At 64.6% G+C, this 15,373-nt stretch carries 12 protein-coding genes and 1 pseudogene; 5 read left to right on the top strand and 8 right to left on the bottom strand.

Going from position 1 to position 15,373, the window contains the following annotated elements:
- Positions 1-124: 124 nt before the first annotated feature.
- The gene (locus CQ13_RS07110) at positions 125-583 is read right to left on the bottom strand and encodes a nucleoside deaminase (protein ID WP_057842272.1); all 459 of its coding nucleotides are present in this window, start codon (positions 581-583) and stop codon (positions 125-127) included.
- Positions 584-733: 150 nt separating this feature from the next.
- Here CQ13_RS07110 and CQ13_RS07105 point away from each other — a divergent pair, with 150 nt between their 5' ends.
- Together CQ13_RS07105 and rsmD are read left to right on the top strand one after the other, a co-directional pair.
- Complete coding sequence (locus CQ13_RS07105) at positions 734-2,836, top strand: pseudouridine synthase (protein ID WP_057842271.1); 2,103 nt, start codon at positions 734-736, stop codon at positions 2,834-2,836.
- Positions 2,837-2,843: 7 nt separating this feature from the next.
- Positions 2,844-3,407, top strand: coding sequence for a 16S rRNA (guanine(966)-N(2))-methyltransferase RsmD (gene rsmD, locus CQ13_RS07100; protein WP_057842270.1), 564 nt, complete (start codon positions 2,844-2,846; stop codon positions 3,405-3,407).
- A 129-nt stretch (positions 3,408-3,536) separates the two neighbouring features.
- Here rsmD and mutL read toward each other — a convergent pair whose 3' ends face one another.
- Entirely contained in the window at positions 3,537-5,342 is a 1,806-nt protein-coding gene (mutL, locus tag CQ13_RS07095) for a DNA mismatch repair endonuclease MutL (protein ID WP_057842269.1), read from the bottom strand.
- Positions 5,343-5,647: 305 nt separating this feature from the next.
- Here mutL and CQ13_RS07090 point away from each other — a divergent pair, with 305 nt between their 5' ends.
- The 3 genes from CQ13_RS07090 to CQ13_RS07080 all read left to right on the top strand — a co-directional run bounded on the left by CQ13_RS07090 (position 5,648) and on the right by CQ13_RS07080 (position 6,866).
- Positions 5,648-5,938 (top strand): hypothetical protein, encoded by a 291-nt coding sequence (locus tag CQ13_RS07090; RefSeq protein WP_057842323.1) that lies wholly within the window; start codon positions 5,648-5,650, stop codon positions 5,936-5,938.
- Positions 5,939-6,114: 176 nt separating this feature from the next.
- Positions 6,115-6,339: a YgaP family membrane protein gene (locus CQ13_RS07085; RefSeq protein ID WP_057842268.1), complete on the top strand. Its 225-nt coding sequence runs from the start codon at positions 6,115-6,117 to the stop codon at positions 6,337-6,339.
- Positions 6,336-6,866, top strand: a complete 531-nt coding sequence (locus CQ13_RS07080; protein ID WP_057842267.1) for an RNA polymerase sigma factor — start codon at positions 6,336-6,338, stop codon at positions 6,864-6,866. The genes CQ13_RS07085 and CQ13_RS07080 overlap by 4 nt, the downstream gene beginning before the upstream one ends.
- Before the next feature lie 18 nt (positions 6,867-6,884).
- Here the strand turns inward: CQ13_RS07080 and arfB are convergent, their stop codons facing one another.
- The 6 genes and pseudogenes from arfB to ileS all read right to left on the bottom strand — a co-directional run.
- On the bottom strand, positions 6,885-7,301 hold the full coding sequence (arfB, locus tag CQ13_RS07075; RefSeq protein ID WP_057842322.1) for an alternative ribosome rescue aminoacyl-tRNA hydrolase ArfB: 417 nt from the start codon (positions 7,299-7,301) through the stop codon (positions 6,885-6,887).
- Positions 7,302-7,417: 116 nt separating this feature from the next.
- Positions 7,418-8,788, bottom strand: coding sequence for a M16 family metallopeptidase (locus tag CQ13_RS07070; RefSeq protein ID WP_430649661.1), 1,371 nt, complete (start codon positions 8,786-8,788; stop codon positions 7,418-7,420).
- Entirely contained in the window at positions 8,785-10,176 is a 1,392-nt protein-coding gene (locus CQ13_RS07065) for a M16 family metallopeptidase (protein WP_430649660.1), read from the bottom strand. The genes CQ13_RS07070 and CQ13_RS07065 overlap by 4 nt, the downstream gene beginning before the upstream one ends.
- A gap of 157 nt (positions 10,177-10,333) precedes the next feature.
- Positions 10,334-11,047 carry a hypothetical protein gene (locus tag CQ13_RS07060; RefSeq protein ID WP_057842266.1) on the bottom strand — a complete coding sequence of 238 codons (714 nt, stop codon included), beginning with the start codon at positions 11,045-11,047 and terminating at the stop codon, positions 10,334-10,336.
- 94 nt (positions 11,048-11,141) lie between these two features.
- Entirely contained in the window at positions 11,142-11,612 is a 471-nt protein-coding gene (gene lspA, locus CQ13_RS07055; RefSeq protein WP_057842265.1) for a signal peptidase II, read from the bottom strand.
- Between the two features lie 585 nt (positions 11,613-12,197).
- Positions 12,198-15,182: pseudogene (gene ileS / locus CQ13_RS07050) on the bottom strand (isoleucine--tRNA ligase); the annotation flags it as partial.
- Positions 15,183-15,373: the final 191 nt, after the last annotated feature.

The following is a 15,373-nucleotide window of genomic DNA, read 5'->3' as shown; positions in this document are numbered from 1 at the left end:
ATTGTCATACCCGCGAAAGCGGGTATCCAGTACGCTGCGGCCTCTCGGTCGATCACTACCGTCTCTGGAATACTGGATCATCCGCCTTCGCGGATGATGACAGCGTTGGATGAGGTTGTACCGCCTACCGTCTCACCTTAAAGAACTCCTTGAGCAGCGTTGCCGCCTCCGTCTCCCCCACAGCCGAGTAAACCTCCGGCACGTGATGGCAGGTAGGCTGCGCGAAGAAGCGCACGCCGGAATCCACCGCGCCGCCCTTGGGATCGGCGGCGCCGTAATAGAGCCGCCGGATCCGCGCAAACGAGATCGCGCCGGCGCACATGGTGCAGGGCTCCAGCGTGACGTAGAGGTCGCAATCGACCAGCCGCTCGGTGCCGATAACCTCGGCCGCCTGCCGGATTGCCAATATTTCGGCGTGCGCGGTCGGATCGCGGTCGGTCAGCGTCCGGTTGCCAGCGGTGGCGATTACCTCGTAATCCCGCACGATCACGCAGCCGATCGGAACTTCGCCGGCCTTTCCGGCGTTTTCGGCCGTTTTTAGCGCCAAATCCATGAAAGAAGGGGCAGTCATGCCTCGTATCATTGGAATAAACCTGCTATGAGGGCCGCCTTCAGCAAACGTGGATGCCGGTTTTGCGTGAGAATGCGCCTTGAGCGAAGTGCGCGCGCGTTGTCGCTATGACAGCCCATCCGCACCCTGATTGGCAATTCATCCATATTCGAGAGACCATTCATGCCCCGCGATAGCGACAAAAACAACGATTCCCGCGGCCGGCGTGACCGTCCCGGCGCCGGCCAGGGCCGCGCCGGCGGCGGTAAGGGCCGCTCCGGGGCGGCGAGGGGGCCGGACAAGAAATTCGCCAAGCGCGGGTTTGCCGGCAAGGGCGACGGTGACGGGGAGCGGCGTCCCTATGCCGGGAAACCCGACGGCGCGAAGTGGTTTGGCAAGAAGCCTTATTCCGGCGGAAAACCTTACGCCGGCAAGCGCGATGGCGGCGATCGTCCGCCGCGCCGGGATTTTGGCGATGCGCCGGGCCCGCGCAGCTATCGGCCGTTTACGCGGGATCGCAACAGCGACACCGGTGATCGCCCGGACCGTGGACCGCGTAAGGATTTTCGCCCGCGCGACGACCGCGGCGGCGAGAAGCGCTCGTTCAAGCCGCGCGGCGATCGGCCGAATTTCAATCGCGACGACCGCGCCCCGCGCCGGGATCGCGACGATGCTCGCCCGGCGGGACGTTTTTCCGATAGGAAATTTGGCGACAAGAAGCCCTATACCCCGCGAGAAGGTGGTGGCGAGAAGCGGCCCTATACGCCGCGCGGCGAAGGCTTTCGCAAAGACGGCGACCGTCCGCGTGGCGATCGGCCCTTTAGCGCCCGGCCGTCCCGCGATGGCGATCGCCCCCGTGGTGATAGGCCCGAGAGAAAATTTAGCGGCGATCGAAAATTCTCCCGGGGCGCTGCGGATCGCACGAGCGACCGCGGCGATCGGGGCCCGCGCAAGGCCTTTGGTGACCGACCCGATCGTGGCCGGGATCGCGGTGATTCCAAACCGTGGCAGAAGCGCGAGGATCGCGGCGGCGATGAGCGTCCGCGGTTTTCACGTTCGCGCGAGGATCGCCCCCGGGAAGATCGTCCCAAGTTCGACCGTCCCCGCCAACGGCTGGAAGGCCGCACCGATTGGCAGGAGCATCCACGCAGCGAATCGCGCGACGACCGTCCGCGTCGCGACAATGAAGATGACAGCAGGATCTTCGCAAAGCGTCCTGCCTTTGGGGGCCGTGGCGCGTATCGCGAGCGCCCGACCGATTTCGACAAGCGCGCCCCGCGCGCGGAGCCGAAGCCGAAGAAGGCCGGAGAGCGTATCGCCAAGGTGGTCGCCCGCGCAGGCCTGGCCTCCCGCCGCGATGCCGAGGAATGGATCACGCAGGGCCGCGTCACCGTCAACGGCCGCGTCATCAATTCGCCGGCGCTCGACGTCACCGCCAATGACGTGATCGCCGTCGATGGCAAGGTGTTGCCGCCGCGCGAGCGCACGCGACTGTTCATGTATCACAAGCCGCGCGGGCTGATGACCACGCATGCAGATCCCGAAGGGCGGCCGACCGTGTTCGACAACCTGCCGGAAGGTCTGCCGCGGCTGATCTCGGTCGGCCGGCTCGATTTCAACACCGAGGGGCTGCTGCTGCTGACCAATGACGGTGGGCTCGCGCGTGCGCTCGAACTGCCCGACACCGGCTGGCTCAGGCGTTATCGCGTGCGCGCCCACGGCGAGGTCACGCAGGCGCAGCTCGATGAACTGAAAAAGGGCGTCGAGGTCGACGGCGTTAAATACGGCTCGATCGATGCAACGCTGGAGCGCGACCAGGGCGCCAACGTCTGGCTGGTGTTCGCGATCCGCGAAGGCAAGAACCGCGAGGTCCGCAACGTCATGGCGCATCTCGGCCTCGAGGTGAATCGCCTGATCCGCGTCTCCTACGGACCGTTCCAGCTCGGCGAACTGGCCGAGGGCCAGGTCGAGGAGGTCAAGACCCGCGTGCTGCGCGAGCAGCTCGGCGAGAAGATCGCTGCACTCGCCGGCGCTGATTTCAACCGGCCGATGCCGGGCGAGAAATCCGATGAGGGGGACGACGTGCCGCGCGGCAAGAAGCCGTTCAAGCCTGCGGGCAAGAGCGCGCTGATCGCCGACCGCAAGGGCCGCCGCGTGCTGGTGCAGCGCACCGGCAGCGAGGAAGCCCGCGCGCGCAACGAGGACGAGGCCGGCGGCTACGGCCCGCCGCGCCGCCCGCGACGCGGCTATCACGGCAAGCGCGACCTGAAGCCGCGGGACGAGTAATTGGGCTATGCGTGTCGTCGGCGGACGATTGAAGGGCCGTAGTATCGCCTCGCCTTCATCGCGGGAGATCCGCCCGACCGCGGATCGCTTGCGCGAGTCCGTGTTCAACATCCTGATCCACGCTTACGACAACCCGATCGAAGGCGCGCGGGTGCTCGACCTGTTCGCCGGCACCGGCGCGCTCGGCATCGAGGCGGTGTCGCGCGGCGCTGGCTTCACGCTGTTTGTCGACAACGGCGCAGAAGCGCGCGCGCTGTTGCGCAACAATGTCGAGGCGCTGGGGCTGGGCGGCGTGACAAAAGTCTATCGCCGCGACGCCACCAATCTCGGCCCGGCGCATCCGGTCGAGCCGTTCTCGCTGGTGTTTCTCGATCCGCCTTATGGCAAGGGGCTTGCGGAGAAGGCACTGGCCTCGCTGCGCGATGGCGGTTGGCTGACGGCGGGGGCGCTGGTTGTGGTGGAGGAGGCAAAAGCGGCAGCATTCGCAGCGCCTGAGGGATTCGAGGAACTGGAGCGGCGTGCGTATGACGATACGGAGTTCGTGTTTTTGCGGGCCGTTACCAAACCCTGATCTGTCATGCCCCGCGAAGGCGGGGCATCCAGTACGCCGCGGCTTCTCGATTCAATCACTAACGTCTCTGGGATACTGGGTCACCCGCCTTCGCGGGTGACGACAATTGAATGTGCGGAAGCGCTGCGACTACCTCCGCCCGAACAGCTTCTCGATATCGCTCAACTTCAACTCCACATAGGTCGGGCGGCCGTGGTTGCACTGGCCGGAATTCGGCGTGTCTTCCATCTCGCGCAGAAGCGCGTTCATCTCTTCCGGCTTGAGGCGTCTGCCGGCGCGGACCGAGCCGTGGCAGGCCATGGTGGCCGCGACATGCATCAGGCGGCGCTCCAGCGGCAGCGCCTCGTCCCATTCGGCCATGTGCTCGGCGAGATCGCGCAACAGCGCCGCGGCGTTGGTCTTGCCGAGCAGCGACGGCGTCTCGCGCACCGCGACCGCGCCGGGGCCGAAGGATTCGATCGCAAGTCCGAAGGAGGCGAGTTCGTCAGTGCGCGCCAGCAGCTTCTCGACGGTTGCCTCATCGAGTTCGACGATTTCGGGGATCAGAAGAATCTGCCGCTGCACGCCGTTCTTCGCCAGCGACGCCTTCAGCTTCTCGTAGACAATGCGCTCATGGGCGGCATGCTGGTCCACGACGATGAGGCCGTCGCGGGTTTGCGAGACGATATAGGTCTCGTGGATTTGCGTCCGCGCCGCGCCGAGCGGCCGGTCGAGCAGGTCGGCGGAAAGCTGCGCCTCGAAGCGCACGTCGGCGGTTGGCGCGCCGACATCGAATGCGGCTTGCCCGGCTTCGGCGAGCGCCGTTGCCGCCGCGCCTTCGAACGAAGGCCTGACCGGATAGGCCGGCGAACTCCGCCAGTCCCAGTTGGTCGGGCGCGGCGCAAAGGACGGACGAAACGCCGACAGCGCGGCACCGTCGGTATTGGCAGCGGTGCGCCGGCCCTCGCGGGCGAGGCCGTCCTTGAGCGCATGCACGATCAGCGCGCGAACGAGCCCGGCGTTGCGAAACCGCACCTCGGTCTTGGCCGGATGCACGTTGGCGTCGACCTCCTGCGGCGCCAGCGTCACGAACAGCGCGACGACCGGATGCCGGTCGCGCGGCAGATAGTCGGAATAGGCTGCGCGCACCGCGCCGAGGATGAGCTTGTCGCGGACCGGGCGGCCGTTGACGAACAGATATTGCCCGAGCGCATTGGCGCGGGTCAGCGAGGGCGCGGCAGCAAAGCCCTCGACCACGACGCCTTCGCGCTCGGAGCGCACTTCAATGGCGCAAGAACGGAAATCGTGACCCAAGATGTCGCCGAGCCGCGTCAGCCGGCCCGCAGCACCCGGCAGCGCCGCGGCCCAGGTCACCGGCGCGCGTTCCTCGCCGGACAAAGTGAAAGCGATATCCGGCCGCGCCATCGCGAGGCGCCGCACCACCTCGCGGATCGCCTCGGCCTCGGTGCGATCGGTCTTGAGGAATTTCAGCCGGGCGGGCGTTGCATAAAAGAGATCGCTGACCTCGACGCGGGTGCCTTGCGACAGCGCGGCCGGCATGATCTGCGATTTCAGGCCGCCTTCGACCGACAGCGACCAGGCATGAGGCTCGCTGGCGTGGCGCGTGGTGATACCGAGCTTCGCCACGGCGCCGATCGAGGGCAGGGCCTCGCCGCGAAAGCCCAGCGTGCGAATGCGTAACAGATCCTCGTCGTCGAGCTTGGAGGTGGCGTGACGGTCGACGGCGAGCGCGAGATCGCCATGGGTCATCCCGCTGCCGTCATCGGTGATGCCGATCCGCCGCCTGCCGCCGCCATCGGTGAAAACGTCGACGCGGCTCGCGCCGGCGTCGATGGCGTTTTCGACCAGTTCCTTCACCACGCTCGCGGGACGCTCGACCACTTCGCCGGCGGCGATGCGGTTGACGACCTGTTCGGGGAGCTGGCGGACGGGCATGCGTTCTCGGATCGATTCGAGGCTGGATGGCGATTTTACGCGGCTACCGAGTCAAATGCATGTGTTCAAAATTTTTTTACGGAACTTTCCCGATGCTGCGGAGGCGCCGAATATGCGGTCTGCATGTGGCCAAGGATTCGCAAAATGACCTCGAAATCCCTGTACGATCACCACATCGCGCAGCTTGCATGGCGAGCGCACCGTTCGCGGATAACGACTGATCCGGCGATGGACATGTTCGGGTTGTGAACGGTGCTTTGAAGAAGCCGAACTGTTTGTCGTTCGACAAAACCTTGGAGAAATGGATGAAGCTAGTGAAAACCTCGGCCATCGCGGTTGCAATCTCGGCTCTGCTTGCCGGTCCGGTACTGGCGCAAGGCGCCTCATCCGACACCCAGATTCGCGGCGGAGCAAGGGGCACGACCCAGATGCAGGGCGGCGCGCCGGGCAGCATGGACGAAGACGCGCCGGCGGGCGCCGCGGGCCAGAGGGCAGGCGCCAAGCCGGGTGCGAAAGGCACCGTCGGGGCGGGCGGTAGCGCAGCGCCGCCCAAGGCCACGGGCGGAGCGGCGACCCCTCCAGCAAGCAGCCGCTAAATGCCTGGAGGAAACCCGCCTCCTCCGACGGGTTGCTCTCCAACAGAACTCCGGCCGTGCTGCGGCCGGAGTTTTTTTGTGCCTCGACCGGCGACCCGCGAACCGAAAGCTCGGCCCGGCGGCTCTATCTGACGAGAACGCGCCGACGTTCTTTCGCGCAATCAAAGGGAGCTGTTATGTTCTATCGCAAGAATTTGCCGGGCTGGGAGCGGGCGATGCGGACGATCGGGGGCGTCGTGATGATCGCCTATGGGTTTTTCGGCATGCCCGGGCTGCTCAGCATGCCCGGCACGACGGCCGGCTACCTGATCGCGGCCACCGGCGCGGTCGCAATCGCGACCGGATTTTTCGGCTTTTGTCCGATGTGCGCCATGGTCGGCCGCAGGCTTCCCTCATCATGAGCCTGTTGGTCCGAGCGAGGCGCTGCAATCCCTCGCTGATCGAGGCCGCTCGCGGCGGCGACACCGAGGCGCTGGTGTCGCTGATCGCGGCCGCTCAGCCGGATATCCGCCGCTATGCCGCACGCAATTGCCGCGCGGCCGATATCGACGACGCGGTTCAGGAAACGCTGCTGTTGTTGTACCGGCGGGTCGGCACGTTGCGCGCGGTGACGTCATTTTCGGCGTGGCTGTTTGCGGTGGCCCGCCGCGCCTGCCTTCGCTTGCTGCGCCGCGCAGCAAGCACGGAAGCGCCGGCCGACGATGCGGAGGCGCGCCTGGCGCATCTTGCGCCAGAAGACATTCGCATCGATCTTTCCCGCGCCATCCAGTCGCTGCCCGACCACTATCGCGAGGTGATCCTGCTGCGCGATATCGAGGAATTGTCGATCCACGAGATCGCTGGTGTTCTTGGGTTGACGCGCGAAAGCGTCAAGGCGCGCATCCATCGCGCGCGGATCATGATCCGGGAATATCTAGTTCGCGATTGAGACGTCGTGATCGGCGGTTCAATCGTCAAAGCGCGCAGTGCGTTTCGCTTTGACGTCACTGCGCCGCTTCTTGCCTTCCAGCCGCCGCTGCTTCGATCCGAAGGTCGGCTTGGTCGGCCGGCGCGGCGTCGGGCGGATCAGGGCCTCGCGCAACAGTTCGAGCAGGCGATCGATGGCGTCGGCCCGGTTGCGCTCCTGGGTGCGGAAGCGCTGGGCGTGGATCACGATCACGCCCTCCTTGGTCATGCGCTGGCCGGCGAGCCGCACCAGCCGAGCGGCCGCATCCTCCGGCAGCGCGATCTTGCGTGTGTCGAAACGGAGCTGCGCTGCGGTCGCGAGCTTGTTGACGTTCTGCCCGCCCGGGCCGGAGGCGCGGACAAAGCTGATCTCGATGTCATTTTCGTCGATCGCGAGATCGCGGGAAACCCGCAGCATGGCGGCACCAAAGATCGTCATGCCCGGGCTTGTCCCGGGCATCCACGACTTATCAGCGTATAGAAAACGTGGATGGCCGGGACAAGCCCGGCCATGACGGCGGAGAAAGGGGAGGGCTAATTCGCTCTCGCCGGCGCCGCGGCGGGCTGCGCAGCGGCTTGCGGGGCGCGGCCGACGATCACGGTGAGCAGACCCTGGCCCCACAGCTTCTGCGCCGCCTTTTTGGCGTCGTCCAGCGTGACGGCGTCGACGAGGGCATTGCGCTTCTCGATGTAATCGATCGGCAGCTTGTCGAGTTGGTATTGCAGCAGCGCCTGCGCCAGCTTCGAAGAGGTGTCGAGCGCCAGCATCTGCGAGCCCTTGAGGTACGACTTGGCCTCGTCCAGTTCCTTCTGGGTCGGGCCTTCCTCGGCGATGCGGCGGATTTCCTTCTCGATTGCGTCCACCGTCTCGCCGGCGCGGTCGGCGCGGGTGCCGGTATTGCCGATGAATAGCGCCGAGCGATCCATCCAGAGCAGGGATTCATAAACGGAATAGGCAAGGCCGCGCTTTTCGCGCACCTCCTTGTAGAGGCGCGATGACAGCCCGCCGCCGCCGAGGATGTGGTTCACGACATAGGCGGCCATGAAATTCGGATCGTGGCGGCGAATGCCGGGGCCGCCGAACGTCACCACGGTCTGCGGCACGTCGAGCGGCACGAAGGCGCGCTGCGGCGGCTTGGTGGCTTCGACCTCGGCGATCGGCGTGAGGCTGGCCTTGGCCGGCAGTCCGCCGAACGTCTTGTCAAGGAGCTTGCCGAGCGTGTCGGCATCGACGTCGCCGACCACGGCGATCCGCAAGTTATCCTTCGCAATCACGCGGCGGACGTAGTCCTTCATGTCGGCGACATCGATCTTCGGCACGCTGTCGAGGGTACCGTTGGCCTGTCGGCCGTAGGGATGATCGCCAAAGGCGACTTCCAGGAATTTACGGGTCGCCAGCGACGTCGGGTTGGTGGTGTCGCGGCGCAGCCCGGAGAGCACCTGCGCGCGAATGCGCTCGACGTCGGCGGCATCGAAACGCGGCGAGGTCAGCGCCAGATGGAGCAGGCCGAAAGCTTCGTCCTTGTTGTCCTTGAGCATGCGCAGCGAGCCGCGGAAATAATCCCTGGTCGACGAGAAGCTCAGCTCGATGGCGCGGCGCTCAAGCCGCTCGTGGAAGGTTTTGGAATCGAGATCGCCGGAGCCTTCATCGAGCAGGCTGGCGACCATGTTGCCGACGCCGGACTTGCCGGCCGGATCCTGGGCGGCGCCGCCGGCGAAGGCGTATTCCATCGCTATCAGCGGCACGGTGGCGTCCTGCACGAACCAGGCCTCGATGCCGCCAGGCGAGACCAGCCGCTGGATCTTGGCTGCGGCGTGCGACGGGCTCGCCGCCAGCAACAGCAGGACGGCGCTGGCGATCAGGGCGGATGCGAGGCGCTGCGTGGGAATCGAAAAACGGATCACGAGCGCTTCTCCTCGCGTTTTTGCGCGGTATCCTTGATCAGATAGCCCGTCACCGACCGTTTCTTGTCGAGCCATTTCTGCGCGGCGTCACGGACCTGCTCGGCGGTGACGGCGCGAATCCGGTCCGGCCAGCTCCTGATATCATCGATGGAAAGCCCCGTGGTCAGCGCGCCGCCATACCAGCGCGCCAGGGTGGCCTGGTTGTCCTGGGCGTAGATCGCTTCCGCAATCAACTGGGTCTTGACCCGCTCGAGATCCTCGGCGCGGGCCGGGTTCTGGATGACCTCCGCGATCACGCCGTCGATCACCTGCTCGATTTGCGAAAATTCCACGCCGGGCTTTGGCGAAACCGAGATCGAGAACTGCGAGGGATCCAGCGCGGTGCCCTGGTAACCGGCACCGGCGTTGATCGCGAGCTGACGGTCGATTACCAGTGCGCGATAGAGATAGGAGTTGGAGCCGCCGCCCATCAGTTGCGCGAGCACGTCGAGCGCCGGGCCTTCGCCGGCCGCCGCGGTCGTGGAAGAGGGGACGAGATAATAGCGCCGCAGGCTGGTCTGTTCGACGCGCGGGTCGGATAGCGTCACCGTGCGCGGTGCCGCCGGCACCGGCTCTTGCGGGCGGATTCGTTGCGCGGCAATGGCCGGCTGCGCCGGGATGCCGCCATAGGCCTTCTCGACCATCGCTTGGACCTCCTTGGCATCGACGTCGCCCGCGATCACCAGGATCGCGTTGTTCGGTGCATAGAAGCGCTTGTAGAACGCCAGCGCATCCTCGCGGTCGAGCTTCTCGATTTCCTGGCGCCAGCCGATCACGGGGCGGCCATAGGGATGGTTGAGATATAGCGCCGCCATGATCTGCTCGGTGAGCCGGGCGTCCGGATTGTTGGCGACCCGCATGTTGAATTCCTCGAGCACGACATCGCGCTCGGGAAGCACGTTCTCATCCTTGAGGATGAGGCCGGTCATGCGGTCGGCCTCGAAATCCATCATTTTCGCCAACTGCTCGCGCGGCACGCGCTGGAAATAGCCGGTGTAATCGAGTGAGGTGAAGGCGTTCTCATTGCCGCCGATCCGCAGCACGGTCTGCGAAAATTCACCGGCGGGATGTTTCGCGGTCCCCTTGAACATCAGATGTTCGAGGAAGTGCGCCAGTCCGGATTTGCCCGGCGTCTCGTCGGCGGAGCCGACCTTGTACCACATCATCTGCGTGACGACGGGCGTGCGATGATCCGGGATCACCACGACTTGCAGGCCGTTGTCGAGGGTGAAGCTGGCCGGACGTTCCGACGTGACCGTGGTCTGGGCGAGTGCGCTGCCGGCGGAGAAAGCAAACGTTGAGATGAGGGCTATAGCGAGAGAAACGGCAAGACGGTGTGAGGACATCATGGCCTATCTGGCGCTTGTTCCGCAAAGCTGGTTACCGGCCCTGCGAAACGAATTCGCGCAAATGTTAGAAGTAACCCGATAAAACCGGGATCAAACGGCGGCATCGTACACCGCGCCCGGCTCCGGCAATCGTCACGAAGGCGAGAGATGAACTTAACTATTCGCCATACTTGCCCTGGGCCGGATTGTATTCCTTATTGAGCGATTCCTTTGGTCCCGTGCCGTAAGCAAAATTTGATGACGGCGTCTGGTAGCCGGGCGGAGGCTGGGTCAGCGATTCCCGCGTCGGCTCACCCTTGAAGGGAGCCGTCTCGGTCTTGTTTCCGCCGAACAGGCCGCTGAAGCCGCCGTTATAGCCGAGCTGCGACGGGCTCAGGATCGGGTTGTAGTTCGTGGTCCCGGGCTGCACCGGATCGTTGTCCTTGCGCGAGGACGCCGCGGTCTTGCCCACCGCAAGTTCGGCCGGCGTCAGGATGCGGGCCGCCTCACGCGGGTCCTTGTTCTCTTTCTTGCGTGCCGCAATCGCCGCCCTGCGGCGCTGCTCGTCGGGATCCTTTGGCCAGTTCGGCGCCGTCGCGTCGGCTGCGGCCGCGGCCGGCGGCGGCAAATCGAGCTTGGGTGGAACGACCAGCGGGGAGCGCTCGCGGTAATCGATGCCGCGATTTTCCATGTTGGTGCCGCCAAGGCCGCGCATGATGCCTTCGATGATCTTTTCCTCGAAGGTCTTGTCGTCTTCGTCCTCGTCGTCAGCCGCGCGCACGGGGCCAGCAGCCATCACGAGACCTATGCCGAGGGCGATGGCGGCGAACCGCAGCGCCCGGGTCAGCGAGCTGGTCTGCATCATCCAGAAGCGGGCTTCGGTCTCGCGCATCGCGCTGTTCCCATTCACAATTTCTGCAACACGCGGGGGGGCCGGGCTTAAGGGGCCTAACGGCTCCAGACCGCACGGGTCGTATCGGCCGGGATCAGGGCGCTTTTGCGGCGGGTACCCCCAGAAACGAGTCATACAATAGGGCCGCCACCCCGGCAACAATGGCCACATCCGCAAGGTTAAACACATACCAATTGAAGGTTTTTCCCCCGATCTCGATGTGGAACAGGGCGAAATCGACCACCGCGCCGTGCACGAATCGGTCGATGCCGTTGCCGGCGGCGCCGCCGATGATCAGGCCGAGCGCCACCGTCGCCAGACGCGTGCTGGAGCGTGCCATCCAGATCCCCAGCACGATCACCGCAATTGCCTTGATTGCCATCAGCGCGAGCTGGGCGAACTGATTATCGCTCTGGAACCAGCCAAAGCTGATCCCGATGTTCCAGGCCAGCACCAGGTCGAAGAACGGCGTGACCCTGACCGCGCCGCGATTGGCGAGGTCAAATACGTAGAGCAGCCACAGCTTCGAGGCCTGGTCGATCACCAGCGTCGCGACCGCGACCATGACGCCAGCGCGAAGGTGAGGGGTTACGAAGCGCTCCTTGCCGGACACTTATCTCGCCTTCTTTTTCTTCTTTTTCGACGCGGTCGCAGGCAACTTTCTTGCCGCCTTCTTGGCAGTCCTTTTCTTGTCCGCCTTCTTTACCGCTTTCTTCTTAGCTCCCTTCTTGGCCGCCTTCGTTGCCGAAGCAGCTTTCTTGGATTTGGCGGCTTTGCTGACCTTCGCTTTGCTGACCTTCGCTTTCTTGGCTTTGGCTTTCTTGGCCGTGGTTTTGCTGGCCGTGGTTCTGTTGGTCTTGGCTTTCTTCGTTGTGGCCTTCTTGGCTGCAGCCTTCTTGGGTTCTGCTTTCTTAATTTCGGCCTTGGGTTCTGGGGCGCTCTTGGCCTTCGCCTCGCTCTTGGCGCGCTCGGCCTCCGCGGCTTCCAAAGTCTTCCTGGCTCTGACCTTCTTCGCAGTCGTGTCCGCCGTCATCTTTCCTGAACCGGCCTGCTCCGGCGCTTCCTCCGCTTGTTGCGGTTGTTTTACAGGTTGCTGCTCGACCAACGCGACAGGCTTGGTGGCTGCATCGGCCGGCCTGTGACCTTCGGCAAGCGCCTTCCATTCCCGCAGGGCCTGCGCGTCGCGCGGGGACACGTCCGGGTATTCGCTGTCCTCGCCGACCGTGGGCAGGATTTTCCACGACCGCGCGCATTTGGTGCCCACGGCCCTTTCGACCACGACGGCGACGCCGGGCACGTCGGCGAGGCTGAATGCGCTGGCCGGCGCATCGTCATTGGTCACCATGGCGTTCGAAGTGATGCAGACTTCGGCCAGATCGACGTCGAAAAGCGTGTTGAAGATATTCTTGTCCGACACATAGACCAGCGGCGAGGCTTCGAGCGACGAGCCGATGTTCTTGGCCGCGCGTTCGACTTCGAGCGCGCCGGTGACGACACGGCGCACGTCGCGAATGGTCTCCCACTTCTCCGCCAACTTCTCGTCGCGGAATTGGTCAAAACCTTCCGGGAACAGCGTCAGGTGCACCGAAGCTTCCGCGTCCGGCTTGTACATCCGCCACGCCTCTTCGGTCGTGAAGCTGAGCACCGGCGCCAGCCAGCGCAGGATGGCATCGCAGATGATGTCGATCGCGGTCAGCGCCGCCTTGCGCGCGACCGAGGACGGCGGATCGCAATAGAGCGTGTCCTTGCGGATGTCGAAGTAGAACGCCGACAATTCGCTGTTCATGAACGCCGCCAGCGTCGCGACCACCGTCTTGTAGTCGAACTCGGCATAGGCCTGGCGCACGATTGTCGCGCGTTTCGCCAGTTCGTGCAGCATCAAGCGTTCCAGCTCGGGCATGTCGCCATGGGCGACCGCGTCGGCCGGATTGAAATGATGCAGCGTGCCGAGCATCCAGCGGATCGAGTTGCGCAGCTTGCGATAGGTCTCGATGGTGTTCTTGAGGATTTCGGGCCCGATACGCTGGTCGTCGGCATAGTCGGTGGCGGAGACCCACAGCCGCAGGATATCCGCGCCCGAATCCTTCATCACCTTCTGCGGCTCGACGGTGTTGCCGAGCGATTTCGACATCTTGCGGCCGTTCTCGTCCAGCGTGAAGCCGTGGGTGAGCACGACGTCATAGGGCGCGCGGCCGCGGGTGCCCGCGCTTTCCAGCAGCGAGGAATGAAACCAGCCGCGATGCTGGTCGCTGCCTTCTAGGTACATCACGGTATCCTCGCCGCCATCGACCTTGCGGACGATGTTGCCAAGGCTTGGAAAATTCTGGCGGTCCTCCAGCACGAAGGCATGCGTCGAGCCGGAGTCGAACCAGACGTCGAGGATGTCGTCGATCTTTTTCCAGTCTTCGCCGGCGCGTTCGCCCAGGAATCGTTCACGTGCGCCGTCCATGTACCAGGCGTCGGCGCCTTCCTCCATGAAGGCTTCGACGATGCGCTGGTTGACGATGTCGTCCTGCAGGATTTCGGCGGAGCCGTCGCCCTTCTCGCGCACGAACACGGCGATCGGCACGCCCCAGGCGCGCTGGCGCGAGATCACCCAGTCGGGGCGGCCTGCGATCATGCCGTTGATGCGGTTCTGGCCGGCGGGCGGCACCCACTGCGTTACCGAGATCGCGTGCAGCGCGCGGGCGCGCAGCGTATCGCCAGGCCTCGTCTTGCCGTCAATCGCAATGTCCTTGTCCATCGCGATGAACCATTGCGGCGTGTTGCGGAAGATCACCGGCTTCTTCGAGCGCCAGGAATGTGGATACTGATGCTTGAGTCGCCCGCGCGCCAGGAGCTTGCCGGCCTCGACCAGCGCCTTGATGACGGCATCGTTGGCGTCGCCCTTCTCGCCCTTGTCGTTGATGACGCGCCTGCCGGTGAAGCCAGGAGCGTGATCGGTGAAAGCACCGTTCTCGTCGACGGTGTAGGGGATGGCGGTGTTGATGCCGCGTTGATCGAGTTCACGCGCATTTGCCGTCCAGACGTCGAAGTCCTCGCGGCCATGGCCCGGTGCGGTATGGACGAAGCCGGTACCGGTGTCGTCGGTGACATGGTCGCCGGGCAACAGCGGTACCGTGAACTCGTAGCCACCGCTGAAGCCCTTCAATGGATGGGCACATTCCACGGCGTCGAGCGTGTCGCCGGGCAGGTCGCGCACCTTCTCATAGGCGGTGACGCGCGCCTGCTTGAGCACTTCTGCTGCGATCGCATCGGCGAGGATCAGGAGATCGCCGGTCTTCGCCCAATTGTCGGCAGGCGCATCGGTGACCTTGTAGAGGCCGTAGGCGATCTTCGGCGAGAACGAGATGGCGCGGTTGCCGGGCAGCGTCCACGGCGTCGTGGTCCAGATCACCACGGAAGCCTCTGCCAGCGCGCCATGCGCCGGCGAGGTGACCGGAAATTTCACCCACACCATGTCGGAGGTGTAGTCCTCGTACTCGACCTCGGCTTCGGCCAGCGCGGTCTTCTCGACCACGCTCCACATCACGGGCTTGGAGCCGCGATAGAGCGTGCCGTTGGCGGCGAACTTCATCAATTCGCGCGCGATCTGGGCTTCGGCCGGATAGCTCATGGTGGCGTAGGGGTCGTCCCAATCGCCGATGATGCCGAGCCGCTTGAACTCCTCACGCTGTACGTTGAGCCAGTGCGTCGCATAGGCGCGGCACTCCTTGCGGAACGCCACCATCGCGGTGGAGTCTCGGAAGTCCGGCTTCGGCTTGCCCTTGGAGCGGTAGTTCTCTTCCTCGATCTTCCATTCGATCGGCAGGCCGTGACAATCCCAGCCCGGCACGTAGTTGGAATCGAAGCCGAGCATCTGCTGGCTCTTGGTCACGACGTCCTTGAGGATCTTGTTCAGCGCGTGGCCGATATGGATGTTGCCGTTGGCATAGGGCGGCCCGTCATGCAGCACGAATTTGGCGCGGCCCTGCGCGCTCTCGCGCAGCTTTCCGTAGAGGTCGATCTCGTTCCAGTATTTGAGGATCTCCGGCTCGCGCTGCGGCAGGCCGGCGCGCATCGGGAATTCCGTTTGCGGCAGGAACAGGGTTTTCGAATAATCTGTTACGTCGGACTTTTGCGGCTGTTGGGACATGAATGCTCTGGTTGGCTCGAAGACGGCGCGGAAACGCTGGGGAGTAGCGGCTGAAACAGGAAATCCCGGTCTTGCGCCGAGCGAACGCTCAGGCGGAAGCCGGGCTCCTAATGCTGATGGTGCACCGCGCAAACATGGGGCTTTCCATAGCAGCCAGCCGGGAAAATCGCAAAGCCTGCTGGCGGCGGACT

It is taken from the genome of Bradyrhizobium retamae (assembly GCF_001440415.1).
In the GTDB taxonomy this organism is placed as follows: domain Bacteria; phylum Pseudomonadota; class Alphaproteobacteria; order Rhizobiales; family Xanthobacteraceae; genus Bradyrhizobium; species Bradyrhizobium retamae.
Note: the sequence above shows the minus strand (reverse complement) of the source record. Positions and strands in the feature narration are given on the sequence as shown.